General features: G+C 70.7%; 15 protein-coding genes and 1 riboswitch. Of the genes, 7 read left to right on the plus strand and 8 right to left on the minus strand.

Going from position 1 to position 16812, the window contains the following annotated elements:
• The first annotated feature begins 78 nt into the window (after positions 1–78).
• The gene (trpD, locus tag ACFXJL_RS14175) at positions 79–1143 is read left to right on the plus strand and encodes an anthranilate phosphoribosyltransferase (protein WP_358880094.1); all 1065 of its coding nucleotides are present in this window, start codon (positions 79–81) and stop codon (positions 1141–1143) included.
• 144 nt (positions 1144–1287) lie between these two features.
• Positions 1288–1405, plus strand: a riboswitch (SAM riboswitch).
• Positions 1406–1607: 202 nt separating this feature from the next.
• Entirely contained in the window at positions 1608–3020 is a 1413-nt protein-coding gene (locus ACFXJL_RS14180) for an aminotransferase class V-fold PLP-dependent enzyme (protein ID WP_384692235.1), read from the plus strand.
• On the opposite strand, the gene ACFXJL_RS14185 is transcribed toward ACFXJL_RS14180, so the two are convergent.
• The 7 genes from ACFXJL_RS14185 to ACFXJL_RS14215 form a co-directional block, all read right to left on the minus strand.
• Positions 2963–4186 (minus strand): glycerate kinase, encoded by a 1224-nt coding sequence (locus ACFXJL_RS14185; protein WP_384692238.1) that lies wholly within the window; start codon positions 4184–4186, stop codon positions 2963–2965. The two genes, ACFXJL_RS14180 and ACFXJL_RS14185, sit on opposite strands and share 58 nt — an antisense overlap.
• 35 nt (positions 4187–4221) lie before the next feature.
• Positions 4222–5634: an SLC13 family permease gene (locus ACFXJL_RS14190; protein ID WP_358880097.1), complete on the minus strand. Its 1413-nt coding sequence runs from the start codon at positions 5632–5634 to the stop codon at positions 4222–4224.
• A 244-nt stretch (positions 5635–5878) separates the two neighbouring features.
• Positions 5879–6541 carry a response regulator transcription factor gene (locus ACFXJL_RS14195; protein WP_329017594.1) on the minus strand — a complete coding sequence of 221 codons (663 nt, stop codon included), beginning with the start codon at positions 6539–6541 and terminating at the stop codon, positions 5879–5881.
• On the minus strand, positions 6538–7998 hold the full coding sequence (locus tag ACFXJL_RS14200; RefSeq protein WP_358880098.1) for an ATP-binding protein: 1461 nt from the start codon (positions 7996–7998) through the stop codon (positions 6538–6540). The genes ACFXJL_RS14195 and ACFXJL_RS14200 overlap by 4 nt, the downstream gene beginning before the upstream one ends.
• Positions 7988–8311: a small secreted hydrophilic protein gene (locus tag ACFXJL_RS14205; protein ID WP_358880099.1), complete on the minus strand. Its 324-nt coding sequence runs from the start codon at positions 8309–8311 to the stop codon at positions 7988–7990. The genes ACFXJL_RS14200 and ACFXJL_RS14205 overlap by 11 nt, the downstream gene beginning before the upstream one ends.
• Before the next feature lie 159 nt (positions 8312–8470).
• Positions 8471–8752, minus strand: a complete 282-nt coding sequence (locus ACFXJL_RS14210; RefSeq protein ID WP_167033676.1) for an Lrp/AsnC family transcriptional regulator — start codon at positions 8750–8752, stop codon at positions 8471–8473.
• Positions 8749–9486, minus strand: coding sequence for a rhomboid family intramembrane serine protease (locus ACFXJL_RS14215; RefSeq protein ID WP_384692243.1), 738 nt, complete (start codon positions 9484–9486; stop codon positions 8749–8751). Before ACFXJL_RS14215 ends, ACFXJL_RS14210 begins: the two co-directional genes overlap by 4 nt.
• A 212-nt stretch (positions 9487–9698) precedes the next feature.
• Here ACFXJL_RS14215 and ACFXJL_RS14220 point away from each other — a divergent pair, with 212 nt between their 5' ends.
• The 5 genes from ACFXJL_RS14220 (at position 9699) to ACFXJL_RS14240 (ending at position 15394) form a co-directional block, all read left to right on the plus strand.
• Positions 9699–9944, plus strand: a complete 246-nt coding sequence (locus tag ACFXJL_RS14220) for a hypothetical protein (RefSeq protein WP_329017579.1) — start codon at positions 9699–9701, stop codon at positions 9942–9944.
• Positions 9945–9986: 42 nt separating this feature from the next.
• Positions 9987–11348: an NYN domain-containing protein gene (locus ACFXJL_RS14225; RefSeq protein ID WP_358880100.1), complete on the plus strand. Its 1362-nt coding sequence runs from the start codon at positions 9987–9989 to the stop codon at positions 11346–11348.
• 408 nt (positions 11349–11756) lie between these two features.
• The gene (locus tag ACFXJL_RS14230; RefSeq protein ID WP_358880101.1) at positions 11757–12782 is read left to right on the plus strand and encodes an NlpC/P60 family protein; all 1026 of its coding nucleotides are present in this window, start codon (positions 11757–11759) and stop codon (positions 12780–12782) included.
• Between the two features lie 282 nt (positions 12783–13064).
• Positions 13065–14093 carry an NlpC/P60 family protein gene (locus ACFXJL_RS14235; protein WP_358880102.1) on the plus strand — a complete coding sequence of 343 codons (1029 nt, stop codon included), beginning with the start codon at positions 13065–13067 and terminating at the stop codon, positions 14091–14093.
• Between the two features lie 98 nt (positions 14094–14191).
• Positions 14192–15394 (plus strand): hypothetical protein, encoded by a 1203-nt coding sequence (locus tag ACFXJL_RS14240; protein ID WP_358880154.1) that lies wholly within the window; start codon positions 14192–14194, stop codon positions 15392–15394.
• A 28-nt stretch (positions 15395–15422) separates the two neighbouring features.
• On the opposite strand, the gene ACFXJL_RS14245 is transcribed toward ACFXJL_RS14240, so the two are convergent.
• Positions 15423–16655, minus strand: a complete 1233-nt coding sequence (locus ACFXJL_RS14245; protein ID WP_358880103.1) for a glycosyltransferase 87 family protein — start codon at positions 16653–16655, stop codon at positions 15423–15425.
• Positions 16656–16812 lie beyond the last annotated feature (157 nt).

Genomic DNA, 16812 nt, shown 5'->3' on the forward strand with positions numbered 1-16812 from the left:
TGGACGGGGCTCTTTGCCGTCCCCGGCGCTGGATAGGGTGGGTCGTATCCATTCAGCCTGTGGACCCTGGAGCGGACCATGAACGTTGTGACCCCGGTTGGCGGCGACAGCGTGGCGGACCTCTCCTGGCCCGTCGTGCTGAACGCCCTCCTCGACAACCGTGACCTCAGTGCCCGTGCCACCGCCTGGGCCATGGACCGCATCCTCAGCGGCGAGGCTACCAATGTGCAGATCGCCGGCCTCGCGGTCGCCCTGCGGGCCAAGGGCGAGACCGTCGAGGAGATCTCCGGTCTCGTGCGGACCATGTACGAGCACGCCCATCTCATCGAAGTGCCCGGCCCGTGCGTCGACATCGTCGGCACCGGGGGTGACGGCGCCAAGACGGTGAACATCTCCACCATGTCCGCGATCGTGGTCGCGGGCGCCGGTGTGAAGGTCGTCAAGCACGGCAATCGCGCCGCTTCGAGCGCCTCCGGCGCCTCGGACGTGCTGGAGAAGCTCGGCGTGAACCTGGAGCTGACCCCGCAGCGGGTCGCCGAGGTGGCCGAGGAAGCGGGCATCACGTTCTGCTTCGCGGTGAAGTTCCATCCGGCGCTGCGCCACGTGGGCGTCGCCCGCAAGGAACTCGGCATCCGAACCGTCTTCAACTTCCTGGGGCCGTTGACCAACCCCGCCCGTGTGATGGCCCAGGCGACCGGGGTCGCGGACGCCCGGATGGCCCCGATCATGGCGGGCGTGCTCGCGGAGCGCGGTTCCTCGGCGCTGGTGTTCCGGGGGGACGACGGTCTCGACGAACTGACGACGACCGCCACCTCGCACGTCTGGGTGGTCCGGGACGGAACGGTCCGCGAGGAGCGGTTCGACCCGCGGGACATCGGCATCGACCTGGTGCCGGTGGAGGCCCTGCGCGGTGCGGACGCCTCGTACAACGCCGATGTGGCGCGCCGGTTGCTGGGCGGTGAGAAGGGGCCGGTGCGGGACGCGGTCCTGTTGAACTCGGCCGCTGCGCTGGTGGCCCAGTCACCGTCGGACGGCACGCTCAACGATCAGTTGGCGGCCGGCCTCGCCCGGGCCGCCGAGGCCATCGACTCAGGGGCCGCCCTCGCCGCGTTGGAGCGCTGGGTGGCCGCCAGCAACGCCTGAAGCCGTGCGCCTCCGGCGGTCGTGTCATGGGGAGATGGCCCCGACACGACCGCCGGCGTACGCCCCGGGCAACCTCCCAGCATGGTGCGTCCGGAATGCGGAACGGGTTGCGGTATCGCGACGCACTGGCATACCGTCTCCTCAGGTCATGAGTGACAGCGATTACGGCCCCGGCCCGCTGTCCGGCAACCCTCCGTCCGTGGCGGGGTGCCCCGGGTGAAGACCAGGCCGTGGGCAGCGAGGCCCGTGGCAAGCGCGGACCCCTGCGAACCCTGGGGTCCTGGTCCTCAAGGGAGCAGTCTCGTGAGCAAGCGAATGCGATAGGGCTCTTCGCCCCTCCTTCAGTACACCTCCACGCGGACATCCCGCGTGCTCTGAGGCAATCCCCGTACAGCGAGGCTCTCTTGCCCTGCCCGCGTACGGGTCATGAAGACACGCCGCCTGTCACCCCGGGAGATTCCGTCATGTCCGCACGCCCGAGCACTTCCGCACGCCCGAACACCACCGCCACCTCCGCTGCGGACACCGATCCCGCCTGTGCAGCCCCGCTCCCCGTGCTCGGCCGGGACGTGACCGTCCCCCTCGTCACCGGGGGCGAAGTCACCTACGCCGCGCTCGACTACGCCGCCAGCGCACCCGCCCTCCAGCGCGTCTGGGACGATGTCGCCGCCTACGCGCCGTACTACGGCAGCGTCCACCGCGGTGCCGGTTACCTCTCCCAACTCTCCACCGACCTGTTCGAGAACAGCCGCCGCACGGTGGCGGAGTTCCTCGACTGCCGCAGCGCCGACCAGGTCGTGTTCACCCGCTCCACCACGGACTCGCTCAACCTCCTCGCCGCCTGCCTGCCCGCCGACTGCCAGGTCTTCGTCTTCGAGACCGAGCACCACGCCTCGCTGCTTCCGTGGCAGGGCGCGCAGGTCACCTACCTCAACGCGCCCCGCACCCCCGACGAGGCCGTCGCCACCCTGGAGCGGGCACTCGCCGACCGCGATCCGTACGGCCCCGCGCTGGTCTGCGTCACCGGAGCGTCCAATGTGACCGGTGAGCTCTGGCCGGTACGCGAACTGACCGCAGCCGCCCACGCCCACGGTGCCCGGATCGTCCTCGACGCCGCCCAACTCGCACCCCACCACCGTGTCTCCGTGAGCGAACTGGACGTCGACTGGGTCGCCTTCTCGGGCCACAAGCTCTACGCGCCCTTCGGTTCGGGCGTCCTCGCAGGTCGTGCCGACTGGCTCCAGGACGCCGAGCCCTACCTCGCGGGCGGCGGCGCCTCCCGTCAGGTCGCCCGCCGCGCCGACGGAGGCGTGGACGTCGAATGGCACACCACGGCCGCCCGCCACGAAGCCGGCTCGCCGAACGTGATCGGTGTCTACGCCATCGCCTCCGCCTGCAAGGCCCTGAGCGAAGAGGGCTTCGACCGGCTCGTCGCCCGTGAGCAGCGCCTCGTCGCCACGGTCCGCGCGGGTCTCGCCGAGGTGCCCGAGGTCAAGGTGCTCTCCCTGTTCGGGGACGAGGCTCCGCGGGTCGGTGTGATCTCCTTCGTCGTCCGGGGCTGGAACAGCTCCCACTTCGCCGCCGCGCTCTCCGCCGAGTACGGCATCGGAGTACGCGACGGGCTCTTCTGCGCTCATCCGCTGGTCCGCACCCTGTTGGGCAGCACCCCGCAGGAGCCGGGTGAGTGCGGCGCACCGGACGAGACCCCCGGCTCGCTCAACGCGATCCGGGTCAGCTTCGGCGCCGGCACCCCTGACGAGCACGTGGAGCGCTTCGTCGGTGCCGTCAAGGAACTCGTTCGTGACGGCGCCCGCTGGAACTACCGGACCGAGGACGGTCGGTGCGTCCCCGACAGGACCACGGCCCCCTCCGTCTGACGATCGTCACCCGCTGACAGGCGGGTTCCGATCAGTACCATCCGCAGGGCGCGCTCGGTGGCGTCGGTGAGGAATTCACCGCCGCGGCCGAGCGCCTCCGTCAGACTGACCGGCGCGGGCAGGATGGAGCCGTACGCGTCCACGCCCACCGAACGCACGTGGTGCGCGCCCTCGCCGATCGTGCCGGCGAGCGCGAGCACCTCACGCCCGTACCGCTTGGCCCGCCTGGCTACCTCCGCGGGCACCTTGCCGCGCGGGGTCTGATGGTCCAGTGCGCCCTCGGCGGTGATCACCAGATCGGCCCGGGCCAGTCGCTCGTCGAGGTCGAGTTGGTCGAGGAGCACGTCGAAGCGGGGCAGCAGTCGGGCCCCGAGGGCGGCGAGTCCGGCGCCGAGCCCGCCGGACGCTCCGGTCCCGGGTCCGCCGAAGAGATCGTCCCGGACCTGGAAGTCACGGGTGAGGACGGTCGCCCAGTGCTCCAGTCCCGCCGAGAGCTGTTCGACCTGTGCGGGGGTGGAGCCCTTCTGCGGACCGAAGACCCGGGCGACCCCGCGTTCCCCGCAGAGCACGTTGAAGGGGTTGCAGGCGACTCGGATCTCGGTGGCGGCCAGTCGCGGATCGAGCGCCGAGGTGTCGATCCGGTCCAGCCGCGCCAGCTCCCGGCCGCCGAGCGGGAGTTCGCGGCCGTCGACGTCGAGCAGTCGTGCTCCCAGGGCCTGGAGCGCGCCCGCGCCGCCGTCGCAGGTGCCGGAGTCCCCACAGCCGACGAGGATGCGGCGGGCGCCCGTGTCGAGTGCCGCCCGGATCAGCTCCCCGACGCCGTAGGTGGTGGTGGCCCCCGGGTCGCGCAGGTCCCGCGGCACCAGGGAGAGCCCGGCGACGGCCGCCATCTCCACCACGGCCGTCGCCTCCCCGTCTCCGAGCAGGGCGAAGTGCGTACCGATCCGATCGCCCGTGGGCCCGGTGGCGGTCAGCCGCACCAGCCGCCCGCCCGACGAGGAGGCCAACGCCTCCGCGGTGCCCTCGCCCCCGTCGACCAGCGGTATCAGATCGATCTCCGCATGGGGGACGACGCGGCGCACGCCTGCTGCGATCGCCCGCGCGGCGGACTGGGCGGAGAGGGATTCCTTGAAGCCGCTCGGGGCGACGGCGAATCGGATCAACACGGTGGGCACTCCTTGAGGGTGAGGGCGAGGGTGTGTCAGCGGACCGGCACGCCGAGGAGCGGCCAGACGGCGACGGCGAAGAGCAGTACGAGGGCCGCGGTCATCGGTGCCAGCACGGCGGACATCCGGAGCAGGTCGCGGGGGGTGTAGGTGGGGACGCCGGGGATCTCGGCGAAGAGGGTCACCGGCTTGGCCGAAGCGGGCAGGGTGTGGCAGAAGCCGGCCGCGGCGGTGGAGGCGAGGGCCGCGGCCACCGGATTGACGCCGGCTCCGACCGCGGCGGCGACCACGAGCGGCACCAGGACCGACGACCGGGCCGAGCGCGACTGGAGGACCAGATGCGCGAGGGTGGACACGGCGACCACGACGGCGAGGAACAGCCACGGCGGCAGATCCAGGGGCACCCCGGACACCAGCCACTTCGCGGCCCCGGAGTCGGCGAGCGCCAGCCCCATGGCCATGGTCGCGGCCATGAAGAGCAGCAGGGCCCACGGCACCGTCTTCAGGGCGTCCTTGAGCCGTACGGTGCCCAGGGCCGGTGAGGCCGCGACGATCGCGCCGATCAGGGCGACGACGGCGGGCGGCACCCGGTGGAGCGGCTCGCTGCACCACAGGACGACGACGGTGGCCAGCAGGACGGCGCAGCGGGTTTCGGCCGCCTCCCACGGGCCCGTGACGGGCCGGTCGCTGTGTTCCTGGATCTCGGCGGGGGTGATGTGCACCGGGCCCTTGCGGTCGGCGCGGCGGGTCGTGGTGAACAGGACCACTTCGGCCGCCAGATGGGAGGAGACGACGGCCAGCGGCAGTCCGAGCAGCAGCCATTCGGTGAAGCCGATGCGTTCCCCCGCGGCCTCCCACAGCACGGACACGGTGATGAGGTGGGCGCCCGCGCCGATCAGGGTGGCCACGGCGGAGAGCAGGATGACGGTGGGGAACAGGAGCGCCAACATGACCACCAGGCGCTTCCGGTCCTGGAGTGCCTTGGCGAGCGCGAGGAAGACGGGCATGGCGAGCGCGGCCCGTCCGGAAGTGGCAGGTACGGCGAACGCCGTGACGACGAGGGCCGCGGTCGTCAGATGCACCAACTGCCGTACGCTGCGGGCCCCTCCGACGAGGAACGCGGCTGCCCGCCCGGCGAGCCCGGTCCTGGCCACGGCGGCGGCCAGGACGAAGGCGCAGATCAGCAGCCAGACCGTGTCGTCTCCCAGGGTGCCGAAGAGGGCGTCGCTGGAGATCACGCCGGTCGCGGTGAGCGCGAGACCGGCCCCGAGGGCGATGTAGGTGTCGTCGATCGGGGTGCCGATCCAGGCGCAGGTCGCCAGGGCGAACACGGCGAGCGTGATGCGGGCGTCGCCGCTCAACTCCGGGAAGTTGCCGGGCACGACGAGCAGTGCGCAGATGCTCAGGGCCACGCAGAGGGTTGCCGCTTGGCGCAGGTTCAAGGTCACGTCATCGAGACTCCGCCTGCGTGGTGAGCGCTTCATGAGCCCTTCATGAAAGGAACTTCACGGAGCGGGGATCAGAGGAATGCGCAGGTCAGAGGGGATTGAGTGAAACTCGGTGTCCATGGTCCGGGTGGGGCCGGGGCGCGGGGGATCGCTGTGGGTGGTGGCCCGCGGGAGGGCGACGGCAGCGCGCAAGGGCACCCCGCCGCTCAGGGGTGCCCGATGGGTTCGTGCGCCGGTGCGCGTGTTATTCCGGCAGTCGGTATCCCATGCCGCGTACGGTCTCCACCCGGTCGGCGCCGAGCTTCTTGCGCAGCGCGCGGACGTAGACGTCCACGATGTTGGAGCCCGGGTCGAAGTCGTAGCCCCAGACGTGGGACAGGATCTGTTCCCGGGACAGGACCTGTCCGGGGTGCCGGAGGAAGAGTTCCAGCAGTACGAACTCACGGGCGGTCAGATCCACCGTCCGCTCACCCGAACGCGCCCTGCGGGTGCGCAGGTCGAGGGTGAGTTCGCCGTTGCGCAGCACCGTCACCTCGGGGGCCCTGGCCGCGGTGCGCAGCCGGAGTCGGACCCGGGCCAGGAGCTCTTCGAACCGGAACGGTTTGGTCATCCAGTCGTCCGCGCCGCCTTCGAGTCCGGCCACGGTGTCGCGTACGGAGTCCCTCGCGGTGAGCACGATGACCGGCACGGAAACCCGGGCCTCGCGTAGTTGGCGCAGTACGGTGAACCCGTCCTTGCCGGGCAGCCCGATGTCCAGGATGACCAGGTCGAAGCCGCCGGTGATCGCGTAGTCGTAGGCGGCTTCTCCGTCGCCGACGGCGCTCGTGGTGAATCCATTGGCCCGCAGGCCCTTTTCGACGAAGGACGCGATGCGCTCCTCGTCCTCGACGATGAGGATGCGGTTCACCGGACGGCCTCCTTCAAGTCCTTCACTTCTCTCGGTTCGTGGAGCACGAGGACGAAGGTCGCCCCGCCGCCTTCGGTGGTACGCAGTTCGACGCGTCCGCCGTGGCCTTCCGCTATGGCCTTCACGATGGCGAGGCCGAGTCCGGCGCCGGTGGCGCGCGATCCTCTGCGGGCGGTGCCGCGCCGGAAGCGCTCGAAGATCACTTCATGGTCCTGGGGCTGGATCCCCGGGCCGGTGTCGGCGACGAAGAGCTCGATCCCGTCGGCGCGGGCGCGCGAGCCGATGCTGACGCGCTGGCCCGGGACGGTGTGCTGGACGGCGTTCTGGGCGAGTTGGACCATGGCCTGGGTGATGCGCTGCGAGTCCAGGAACCCTTCGGCGTCGACGGTCCCGGCGAGTTTCCAGTCACGGTCGCCGAGCGCGCGGGCCTTCACGAACACATCGGCGGTCAGTTCGGCGAGTTGGACCGGTTCAGGGGTGACGAAGTCGGGTCGTTCGGCCTTGGCGAGCAGGAGCAGGTCCTCCACGATCCGGCTCATCCGATCCAACTCCTCCATCACGATCCTGACGGTCTCCTCCCGTTCGACCGGGTCGTCGCCCATGAGTTCCAGATGGCCGCGGACGATCGTGATGGGGGTACGCAGCTCGTGCCCGGCGTCGTCGACGAACTCGCGCTGGGCGGCGAACGCCCGCTCCAGCCGGTCCAGCATGGCGTTGAAGGTCTCGGCGAGCGCCGCTATGTCGTCCCGGCCCTGTACGGGTATGCGCTGGGTCAGATCCTGTTCGGTGAGTTGGGCGGCGGTCGTGCGCACCAGCCTGACCGGGCGCAGTATCCGGCCGGCGACCACCCAGCCGATGCCCGTGGTCATCAGCAGGGCAACCCCCGAGATGGCGATCAGCATGGTGAAGACGTTGCCGGCCTTCTGCTGTTCGCCCTCGGGGTGGAAGGCGACGACGAAGGCGGCCGGTGGATAGCCGGCGCTCGCTCCGATCTCGACCTTCGCCCAGCGGACCTCCCCCTGTCGACGGTGGAGGGTGCCGGTGGCGTTGGTGGACTCGAAGATGGTGTTCAGGGAGCGGGAGTCCTCGGCGAGTGGATGGTCCACCCGGCCCTCGCGGAACTGCATCTTGCGGGCCGGGGCCTGGCCGGAGCGACCGACCAGACCCAGCAGTTCCTCGTCGGGGTCGGCGTACTGGCGCTCCAGGAACAGCCGCAGGAGCGGGTCGGGGTCGGTGAACGGCTGGCCGGTCCGGGGGTCGACCCCGTTGCGCGCGAGGTTGGCGAACTCCTCCGCCTCCTGCGCCAGGAGGTTGTTGATCCGGTGGTCCACGTCCCTCAGGAGGACGCTGCGGGTGGCGGCTGCGACCGCTGTCAGGGCGACCGCCATCACGACGACCAGCCAGAGGAGGATGCGCAGCCGGGCGGAGACCCAGGGGCGTCCGGAATCAGCCGTCATCACCGAAGTCGTCGCCGCCCGGGCCGTCGTCGCCCTGCCCGCCCTGTTCGTTGCCGTCGTCGTGGTTGTCGTCGCCCGACGGGCTCTGGCCGGCGGTGGGGCTCTCGCCGACCGGTGGCGGTGAGACCGTCTCGTCGCTGGGGGAGGGGGGAGCGGTGGGGGGAGGCGCCGACGGGGAACCGCTCTCCAGCTCCACCTTGGGTGGTGCCTTGCGGTCGTCGGGGTTGTCCGTGAGGGCGTAGCTGGTCACCGCGATACCGAGGGGTATCGCGACGACTGCGGCGAGGGTCGCCAGGCGATGCGAGAAAACCATGATGTCGATGGTGGCGCCCCGCAAGTGGCGTCCGGATGAGGCGCAGATGAAGAATTCTTCATGCGGGGTGCGGTTCGTCCGTTGCTGTGAGTGGCGGGAATGGCGGGAATGGCAGGATTGGCGGGAATCAGCGCTCGGGGGAGTGTCTGGGCCGTGGACTCAGGCGTCCAGGCCGATGGCGAAGGCGGCTTCGAGGTCGTGCTGCGAGTAGGTGCGGAACGCCACGTGCGTGTCGGTGGCCTCGACGCCCTCGATCTTGCTGATGCTGCCCGGGATCACATCCGCGAGGTCGTCGTGGCGGGCGACCCGGACCATGGCGATCAGGTCGTAGGTGCCGGTGACCGAGAAGACCTCGCTGACGCTGTCCAGCGCGGCGATCGACTCGGCGATCTCCGGGATGCGGTCCACACTGGTCTTGATGAGCACGATCGCGGTGATCACGGTTGGCTGTCTCCCTCGGCGGCCGTGGTTTGGGTCTTCACTCTAGCCCGGCGCCCATAGCGCACCCAGGCGTAGCAGAAGCCGGTGCCGAAGCCGACGACGTGCGCGAGGTAGGCCACCCCCGGGCCGCCGGTCCCAGCCCCGGAGGCGGCCAGCCACTGCAGGGCGAACCAGAAGACCAGGACGATCCAGGCCGGGAAGCGCAGCGGCAGGAAGAAGAGGAAGGGGAACAGACTGGTGACCCGGGCCTTCGGGAAGAGGAACAGGAAGGCGCCGAGGACTCCCGAGATCGCTCCGGAGGCCCCGACGAGGGTCTGGTCGGAGTCCGCATTGGTGATGGCGTAGGCACAGAGCGCGAGATAGCCGGTGGCCGTGTAGAACACGGCGAACCAGATCGCCCCCATGCGTTCCTCGGTCATCGCGCCGAAGACATGGAGGAACAGCATGTTGCCGAGCAGATGCAGCCAGTTGCCGTGGACGAAGAGTGCCGTGAAGGGCGTCAGCAGCGCGTCGGACGTGCCCGTCATCAGTTCGGCGGGGATGACCCCCCACCTTTCGAAGTACGCGGCCTGGGCGGCGAGCAGGGCGTCCCCCGTGCCGTACGAGGCATTGAGCCCGGATACGGGGCTGATGAGGAAGACCGCACAGCAGATGGCGATCACCCCATGCGTCACCGTGGGCCCTGTCATCACGCCCCGGACCGCCCTGAGGGTCACGCCCCGCCAATCGATCACGGACAGATCATGGCGTAGTGGTCGTGAACGGTACAGAGTGCCTCGCCGTGTTCGGGGGTAGGCGCGAGGCCATAGAGTGACAGGGAGTACACCCGCAGTTCGACGGCGCACCGCGGACCTCGCTTCCGTACCTGGAAATCCGAGACGGGACCATGGAGTCCCGCACCAGTCTCAGCGAAGCCCAGTGAAGTCTGAGAGACAAGGACGGCACGATGACGACGACGGTTCCCCTGCCGACGGCCGGTACCCGCTGGCGCTGCACGCTCTGCGGCAATCTCACCCGCTTCGATGTCACCCGCTCCTCCAAGGTCGTCGAGTACGTCCATCTGGATCTCGCCGGGGAGCCCACGGTCGAGGAACGCCAGGTGCTCAGTGAGACCATCGAGTCCGTGCGCTGCCGCTGGTGCAACGCCGTGGACGAGATCGAACTCGTGGACAGGCCGGGCGCCGGCTCCTGAGGGAGCGGCGCGAGGCGCAGCAGGATAATGGGGTGACGGACCGTGGAGCAGCCTGATAGTGGCGCCGAACCGGCCTCCGCGGCCGGTGGCGCCGCCGAGGCGCTCGACCGACCGTTGCCGGAAGGCGTACGACGCCGGGTCGTGGCCCTGGTGTCGGATGCCTTCGGTGGTCTCACGGTGGGTGAGCTCCCCGCCCAATTGAGACAGTACGTCCGCTTCACTCCCTCGCGGCGCGCCAAGTTCGCCGGCAACGCCATGGCGGCTGCCCTGGAGAGCGACCCCGTCTTCCGCCAGCGCATCGGCGAGCGGCTGACCCTGGCCCAGCCCGAGCTGTGCGGCGCCCTGGCCGCCGGATCGCCGCCCGCTGCCGCCGACCCGCTGGACGTGGCGGCGGCGGCCTACGTGCTGCGCCCCACCGGCTGGGTGAAGCTGGTCGCCGCGGCGGGCGAGGAGGCCCTGCGCGCCGACGCCGAGCGGGCCGACGAGGCGGGACGGCGGGAACTTGAGCGGCTGCGCGAGGAATTGGCCGAGGCGCGGGCCCTGACCAAGAGCGAGACCGAGCGGCTGCGCACCGAACTCGAAACCGCCCGCAAGGAAGCCGAGTCGCTGCGCCGCAAGGTGCGCAGCGCCCAGAGCGACATCAAGCGCGGTGAGGCCGCCCTGCGGCAGGTCGGTGCCGAGATGGAGACCGTCCGTACGGAGGCGACGGCCCAGGTGTCGGCCGCCGAGTCCGAGGCCCGACGGCTGCGGGGGCGGCTCGGTGAGGCCGAGGCGGCCGTGGAGGCGGCCAGACGTGCCGCCAGGGAAGGCAGATCGGTCGAGGACATGCGGCTGCGGCTGCTGCTCGACACCGTCCTGGAGGCGGCCCAGGGGCTGCGCCGGGAGCTGGCGCTGCCGCCGGCGTCCGTCCATCCCGCGGATCTGGTGGATGCGGTGGAGCCCGGTCGGATGTCGCCCAAGGACATCGCGGCGCGGGCGTTGTCGGAGTCCGATCCGGCCCTGCTGGACCAACTGCTGGCCCTGCCGCAGGCCCATCTGGTCGTGGACGGCTACAACGTCACCAAGACCGGCTATCCCACCATGCCGCTGGAGAAGCAGCGGCTGCGGCTGTTGGGCGGCCTCTCGGTGCTCGCCGCGCAGTCCGGCGCGGAGATCACCTGTGTCTTCGACGGCGCCGAGTTGGCCGCACCGGTGCTGCTGGCGCCCCCGCGGGGGGTGCGGGTGCTGTTCTCCAAGGCGGGAGTCACGGCCGATGAGCTGATCCGCCAGATGGTGCGTGCCGAGCCGCCCGGGCGACCGGTGGTGGTGGTCTCCACCGACCGTGAGGTGGCTGACGGGGTGGCCAAGTCGGGAGCCCGCCCGGTGGCGTCCGCGATGTTGTTGAAGCGGCTTTCCCGCGTCTGAATCCCTCCCGCGTCTGATGGGGTGTGTCCCCTCCCACCCGCCGAGGGCTGGGGCGTAATGATCACTTCGGTATGACAATCCTGTCTAATGTCAACCGAGGTGAGGAATGACCGAATTGCTGTCATTGATGGGCAACAATCTGTCAAGACTCCTCACTGCGTGTGGATTGGGCGAAAAGAAAACGCCCATGCGCCAAGATTTTTCGCAACAGGATTTGAAGTGATCACAAGAACATCACTAGGGTCAGGCGTCGAACCTTCGCACGGTTGATCATCCATCCGGGATGGCAGCGAAGGAACCGCCACATCTGCGCATCCAGCCGATTTCCGGGGGAGTTGTGTGTGCGGAGCCGGGGCATCGTCCCCACTGGCCCGGTAGGCGGCTCTGAGGCAGAAGGAGCTCGCCTTCGTGGCGTCCCACCGTCGTCCCAAGCAGCCGGGCCGCACCCGTGTGACCGTGCTCACCGCGACCGCCGCCGCAGCTGTCGCTCTGACGTCCCAGACCGCTCAGGCAGACCCCAAGCCGAGCAAGAGCGAAGTCAAGGCCAAGGTCGACAAGCTCTACGAAGAGGCCGAGAAGGCCACCGAGAAGTTCAACGGTGCCAAGGAGCGGCAGGGCAAGCTCCAGAAGCAGGTCGACACCCTCCAGGACGAGGTCGCCCGGGGTCAGGACGACCTCAACGACCTCAGGGACAAGCTCGGGTCCGTCGCCAGCGCCCAGTACCGCTCGGGCGGCATGGACCCCTCGCTCCAACTCTTCCTCTCCTCGGACCCGGACACCTTCCTCGACAAGGCGTCCGCGCTCGACCACCTCGGCGACAAGCAGCAAGAGGCCATCGCCGAGATCCAGAACAAGCAGCGGGCCCTCGCGCAGCAGCGCAAGGAGGCCCAGGGCAAGCTGACCGACCTGGCCGACACGCGCAAGGAACTCGGCACCAAGAAGCGCGAGGTGCAGACCAAGCTCGCCGAAGCGCAGAAGCTGCTGAACTCCCTGAGCGTCCAGGAGCGTCAGTCCATCAAGGCCGAGGAGACCCGCGCCAACCGGGCCAACCAGCGCGCCGACCTCGGTGAGGCCAAGCCCGCGTCAGGCCGCGCGTCCTCCGCGTTCGCCGCCGGCCAGAGCAAGATCGGAACGCCGTACGTCTACGGCGCGTCCGGTCCCAACTCCTTCGACTGCTCCGGCTTCACCTCCTGGTCCTTCGCCCAGGCCGGCATCTCCATCCCGCGCACCTCCCAGGCCCAGGCGGGCATCGGCACGCGCATCAACTCCCAGAGCGACCTGCGCCAGGGCGACCTGGTCTTCTTCTACGGCGACCTGCACCACGTCGGCTTCTACGCCGGCAACGGTCAGGTCCTGCACTCCCCGCGCACCGGCGCCGTGGTGCGCTACGAGTCCATCAACAACATGCCGTACCAGTTCGGGGTCCGCGTCTGAGGCAGGGCCGTCGCCTTCGACGCCCCGCCACGCCCAAGCCCCCCGATCGGGGGATTTCCCGCTCCCCTCGCTGACGCCGCGCCCTGCCGGTGACCTGTGGTCTCCCGGCAGGGCGCCGCTGTGTGCGCCCCACGAGGTCGTTGGTCGCCGTGTGTTCGCCGGGCTACTGTCTGCCGCGCAACAGACCTCGTACGGCGTTCGCCCGGGTTCGTCCCTGACGGCGCCGTTCTCGAACCAGCGGATTCGGTCGGCGGATTCGTGCAGCGGAAGGGAGCGCGGCCCGTGGCGTCCCATCGACGACCCACCCACTCCGGCCTCACCCACAGTGCCCGGGTCACCGTTCTGTCCGCCGCGGCGGCAACGGCCGTCGCGGCACTCGGGGCCACCCCCGCGGGCGCCGATCCACAGACCTCCCCGGAGCGGGCGCGGGCCGCGGTCGACCGGCTCTTCCAAGAGGCGGAGAGGGCCACGGAACGCTTCAACAGCGCCTCTGAACGCGCCACTCACCTGCGCGAGGAGTTGGGGGATGTCCAGGACGGCGTGGCCCGCGGCCAGGAGCGCATCAACCGGTTGCGGGAGGCGCTCGGCTCCCTCGCGGGCGCCCAGTACCGATCCGGTGGAGTCGACCCCACCCTCTCGCTGTTGCTCTCGTCCGACCCCGACACCTTTCTGGCCCAGGCGGAGATGCTGAACATGGTCACCGAGCGTCAGCACTCCGCGCTCCAGGACCTCCAACGGGCGCAGCGCAGCATCGGCCAGTTGCGGGCCGAAGCCGCCCGCGACCTCTCCGACCTCGAACGCAGTCGGGCGGCGGTGGCCCGCCACAAACGCACCGTGGAACGCAAGCTCGCCCAGGCGCAGAGACTGCTCAACTCCCTCCCGTCTGAGGAACGCGGCGCGTTCGACCGCGCCTCCCGCTCGGGCCGTGGCGTGCTGCCCGCGCTCTCCGGTGACGCACCCGCCTCCTCCCGGGCCGCCGCCGCGATCCGGGCCGCCCGCAGCGCCGTCGGCAGGCCCTATGTGTGGGGTGCCAACGGGCCCTCCGGATTCGACTGCTCGGGGCTGGTCCAGTGGTCGTACGCACAGGCGGGCGTGGGGCTGCCCCGGACCTCGCAGGCCCAGCGGTACGCCGGGCGGCAGGTGCCGCTCTCGGAAGCACGCCCGGGAGATCTGGTGACCTACCGCAATGACGCCAGCCACATCGGGATGTACATGGGCAACGGTCAGGTCGTGCACGCGCCCTACCCCGGTGCCTCCGTCCGCTATGACCCGGTCCGCATGATGCCGATCTCCGCCGTCACCCGGGTCTGACGCCGGTGAGACGGCCCGGTGGTGCATCCGCCCGGCCCGGTGTTCCGTACCATCGGCTGGTGGCAGCAGACGGGCGCGGGCGGCGCCGGGCGATACGGATGACGGCGGGGCTCGGCGTCGCCGCAGCCGTATTGACCCCCTCCCTGCTGGGTTGTGCGACACCCGAGGCTTCCGACGCCGTACGCCGGGAGGTCCAACGCACGCTCGACGCCCGGGCCGCGGCCGTCCTCGATCACGATGAGCACGGGTATCTCTCCCACCTCGCCCCTGAGATCGTCGGGCTGTACGTCGAGCAGCGTCGCCAGTTCCGCAATCTCGCGGACGTACCGCTGCGCTCCTGGACGTACCGAGTGGTGGAGATGGACGGCGAGGGGGAGCGGGTCACCGCGGACGTGGAGCTCCGCTACCGTCTCACCGGCTACGACTACGCGCCGGTGACCTCCCGGCGCCAGGTACGGCTCGACAAGCGGCACGGACGCTGGCGGGTGACCGCCGATGAGCCCGCGCAGGGCAGTGCCCAGCAGTTGTGGCAGCAGGGCCGGGTGCAGGCCGTCCACGGCAAGCGCAGCCTCGTGCTGGGGGTCGACCAGGGCGTCGAGCGGCTCAAAGCGCTCGCCGAGCGGGCGGATCGCGCTGTGCCGGCGGTGTCCGACGCCTGGCCGTCGCCGTGGCCGCGACGGGTCGTGGTCCTGGCCCCGGCTTCGGTGGAGGCGATGGGGGCCCTGTTGGGAGCACCCGCCGCCGGCTACCGGGGCATCGCCGCGGTCACGACGGGGGAGACGGGCAGGACGGGCGCCGTGCCCGCGGACCGGATCCTGGTGAACCCCTCCGCGTACACCGTGCTCAGCGAGTTCGGCCAGGAGGCCGTACTGACCCATGAGACCGCGCACGTCGCCACGCGGGCGTACACCTCGCAGGCCACCCCGATGTGGCTGTCGGAGGGCTTCGCCGACTGGGTCGCGTACCGCGGGACGGGCCGTACCGCGAGCCAGACCGCACCCGAACTCCAGCGCGCGGTCCGTCGTGGCGCGGTCCCGGCCGGCCTGCCGTTGGACGGCGACTTCTCCTTCGGCGCGGACGCGGACGGTTTAGCCCGCGCCTACGAGGGCGGTTGGCTCGCCTGTGAGCTGATCGCGGAACGCTGGGGCGAGCGGAAACTGACCGGGTTCTACCGGGCGGTGGGCGCGGGCCGGACCCGGGCGGGCTCGGTCGAGCGGGCCATGGTCGAGCAGTTCGGCACGACGCTGAAGGAGTTCACCGAGGAGTGGCGCGACTATCTGCGGGAGCGGCTCGGCGGCTGATGCCCCCGCAGGACCGTTCCTGCCCGCGTCAGGACGTCAGCAGGGCACGTGCGGCCGTGGGTTCCTCGCTCGCCGGTGGTGGGTCCTTCACCGTGCCCCGCCACAGCCGTACGGCCGCCGTCAGCGCGGCCCCCACCAGCAGGCCGTTGCGGACCAGCAGCAGCCCGACCCCGAGCGGATCGCTGGCGACCACCTCGGCGAAGTAGATCGGGAACTCCAACGTCGTCACCGCGGTCGCCAGCAGCACCAGGGCGGCGGGCAGCACCATGCGACTGTCCCGACGGACCAGGCAGACGGCGGCCAGACCCACCGACCAGATCAGGTACTGCGGGCTGATCACCCGGCTCGTCGTGGTGAACAGCAGAACGGCGGTGAACGCCGCGTCCCCGAGCGTCGTAGGGCCGAAGCCGCGGGCGCGCCAGCGCCAGAACACCAGCCAGCCGAGCGCGACGAGCGCGAGGGCCAGGGCCAGGGACGACACCAGTGGCACGTGCGGACCGAGGAACTCGATCGACCCGTAGTTCAGCAGCACGCGCCCGTCCCAACCGAACTGCCGGGCCACATGGAAGACCAGTGCGCCCAGCGACTCCACCTCGGTCCCCCGGTCGCGCTGGAAGACCAGGAAGACCAGTGCCCCCGGCATGGCCGCGAGGAACCCCAGGGTCAGGCCGATCGCCGTGCCCGTGGCCGTCCCCCAGGCGATCAGGGCGGCCCGACCCCGATCCACACCGACCAGCAGCAACACCGGCCACACCTTCAGCAGAGCTCCCAGCGCCACCAGGGCTCCCAGTGCCCCGGGCCGCCGTACGCCCACCAGCAGGGCCACCACGGCGACCGCGGTCACCATCAGGTCGTAGCGCGCATACGCGGTCGGTCCCAGCAGCGGTACGCCCACGACCCAGACCCAGGCCCCCCGCGCGCAGTTGCCGGGCCGCCCGGCCGCGTACCGCAGCAGGACGAACACCACCGCGTCGCAGAGCAGCACCAGGACGAAGAAGCCGGCGGCGTAGTCGAGGAACGGCAGGAGCGCGGGGGAGAGGATGGCGAGAGCAGCGGCCGGCGGATACTGCCAGGTCACGTCGTCCAACGGGAAGAAGCCGCTCCGGAGCGTCTCGGACCAGCGCCGATAGATCACCGAGACGTCGGCGGTGACGTCGGGGCCCGGGAACGGCACCACGTGGAAGACCCAGAGCAGCAGCACGACCCTGGTGAACAGCCACAGGGAACCCAGCACCAGCGACGGGGACCGTCCACCCCTCATACGCGACTCATCCCGCCTTCCGATGGAACGGTGAAGCGATCATCGTGCCCGGACGAACCCGGTGCGCTCGATCAGACGGGGCCGGCGTTCGGGGGACAGGGCCCGGTTCACACGGGTGGTGCACGCGCGGTGGGCCGGCCGGGCGGAGCGGCTCCCG

Source organism: Streptomyces sp. NPDC059256 (genome assembly GCF_042753785.1).
In the GTDB taxonomy this organism is placed as follows: Bacteria; Actinomycetota; Actinomycetes; order Streptomycetales; family Streptomycetaceae; genus Streptomyces.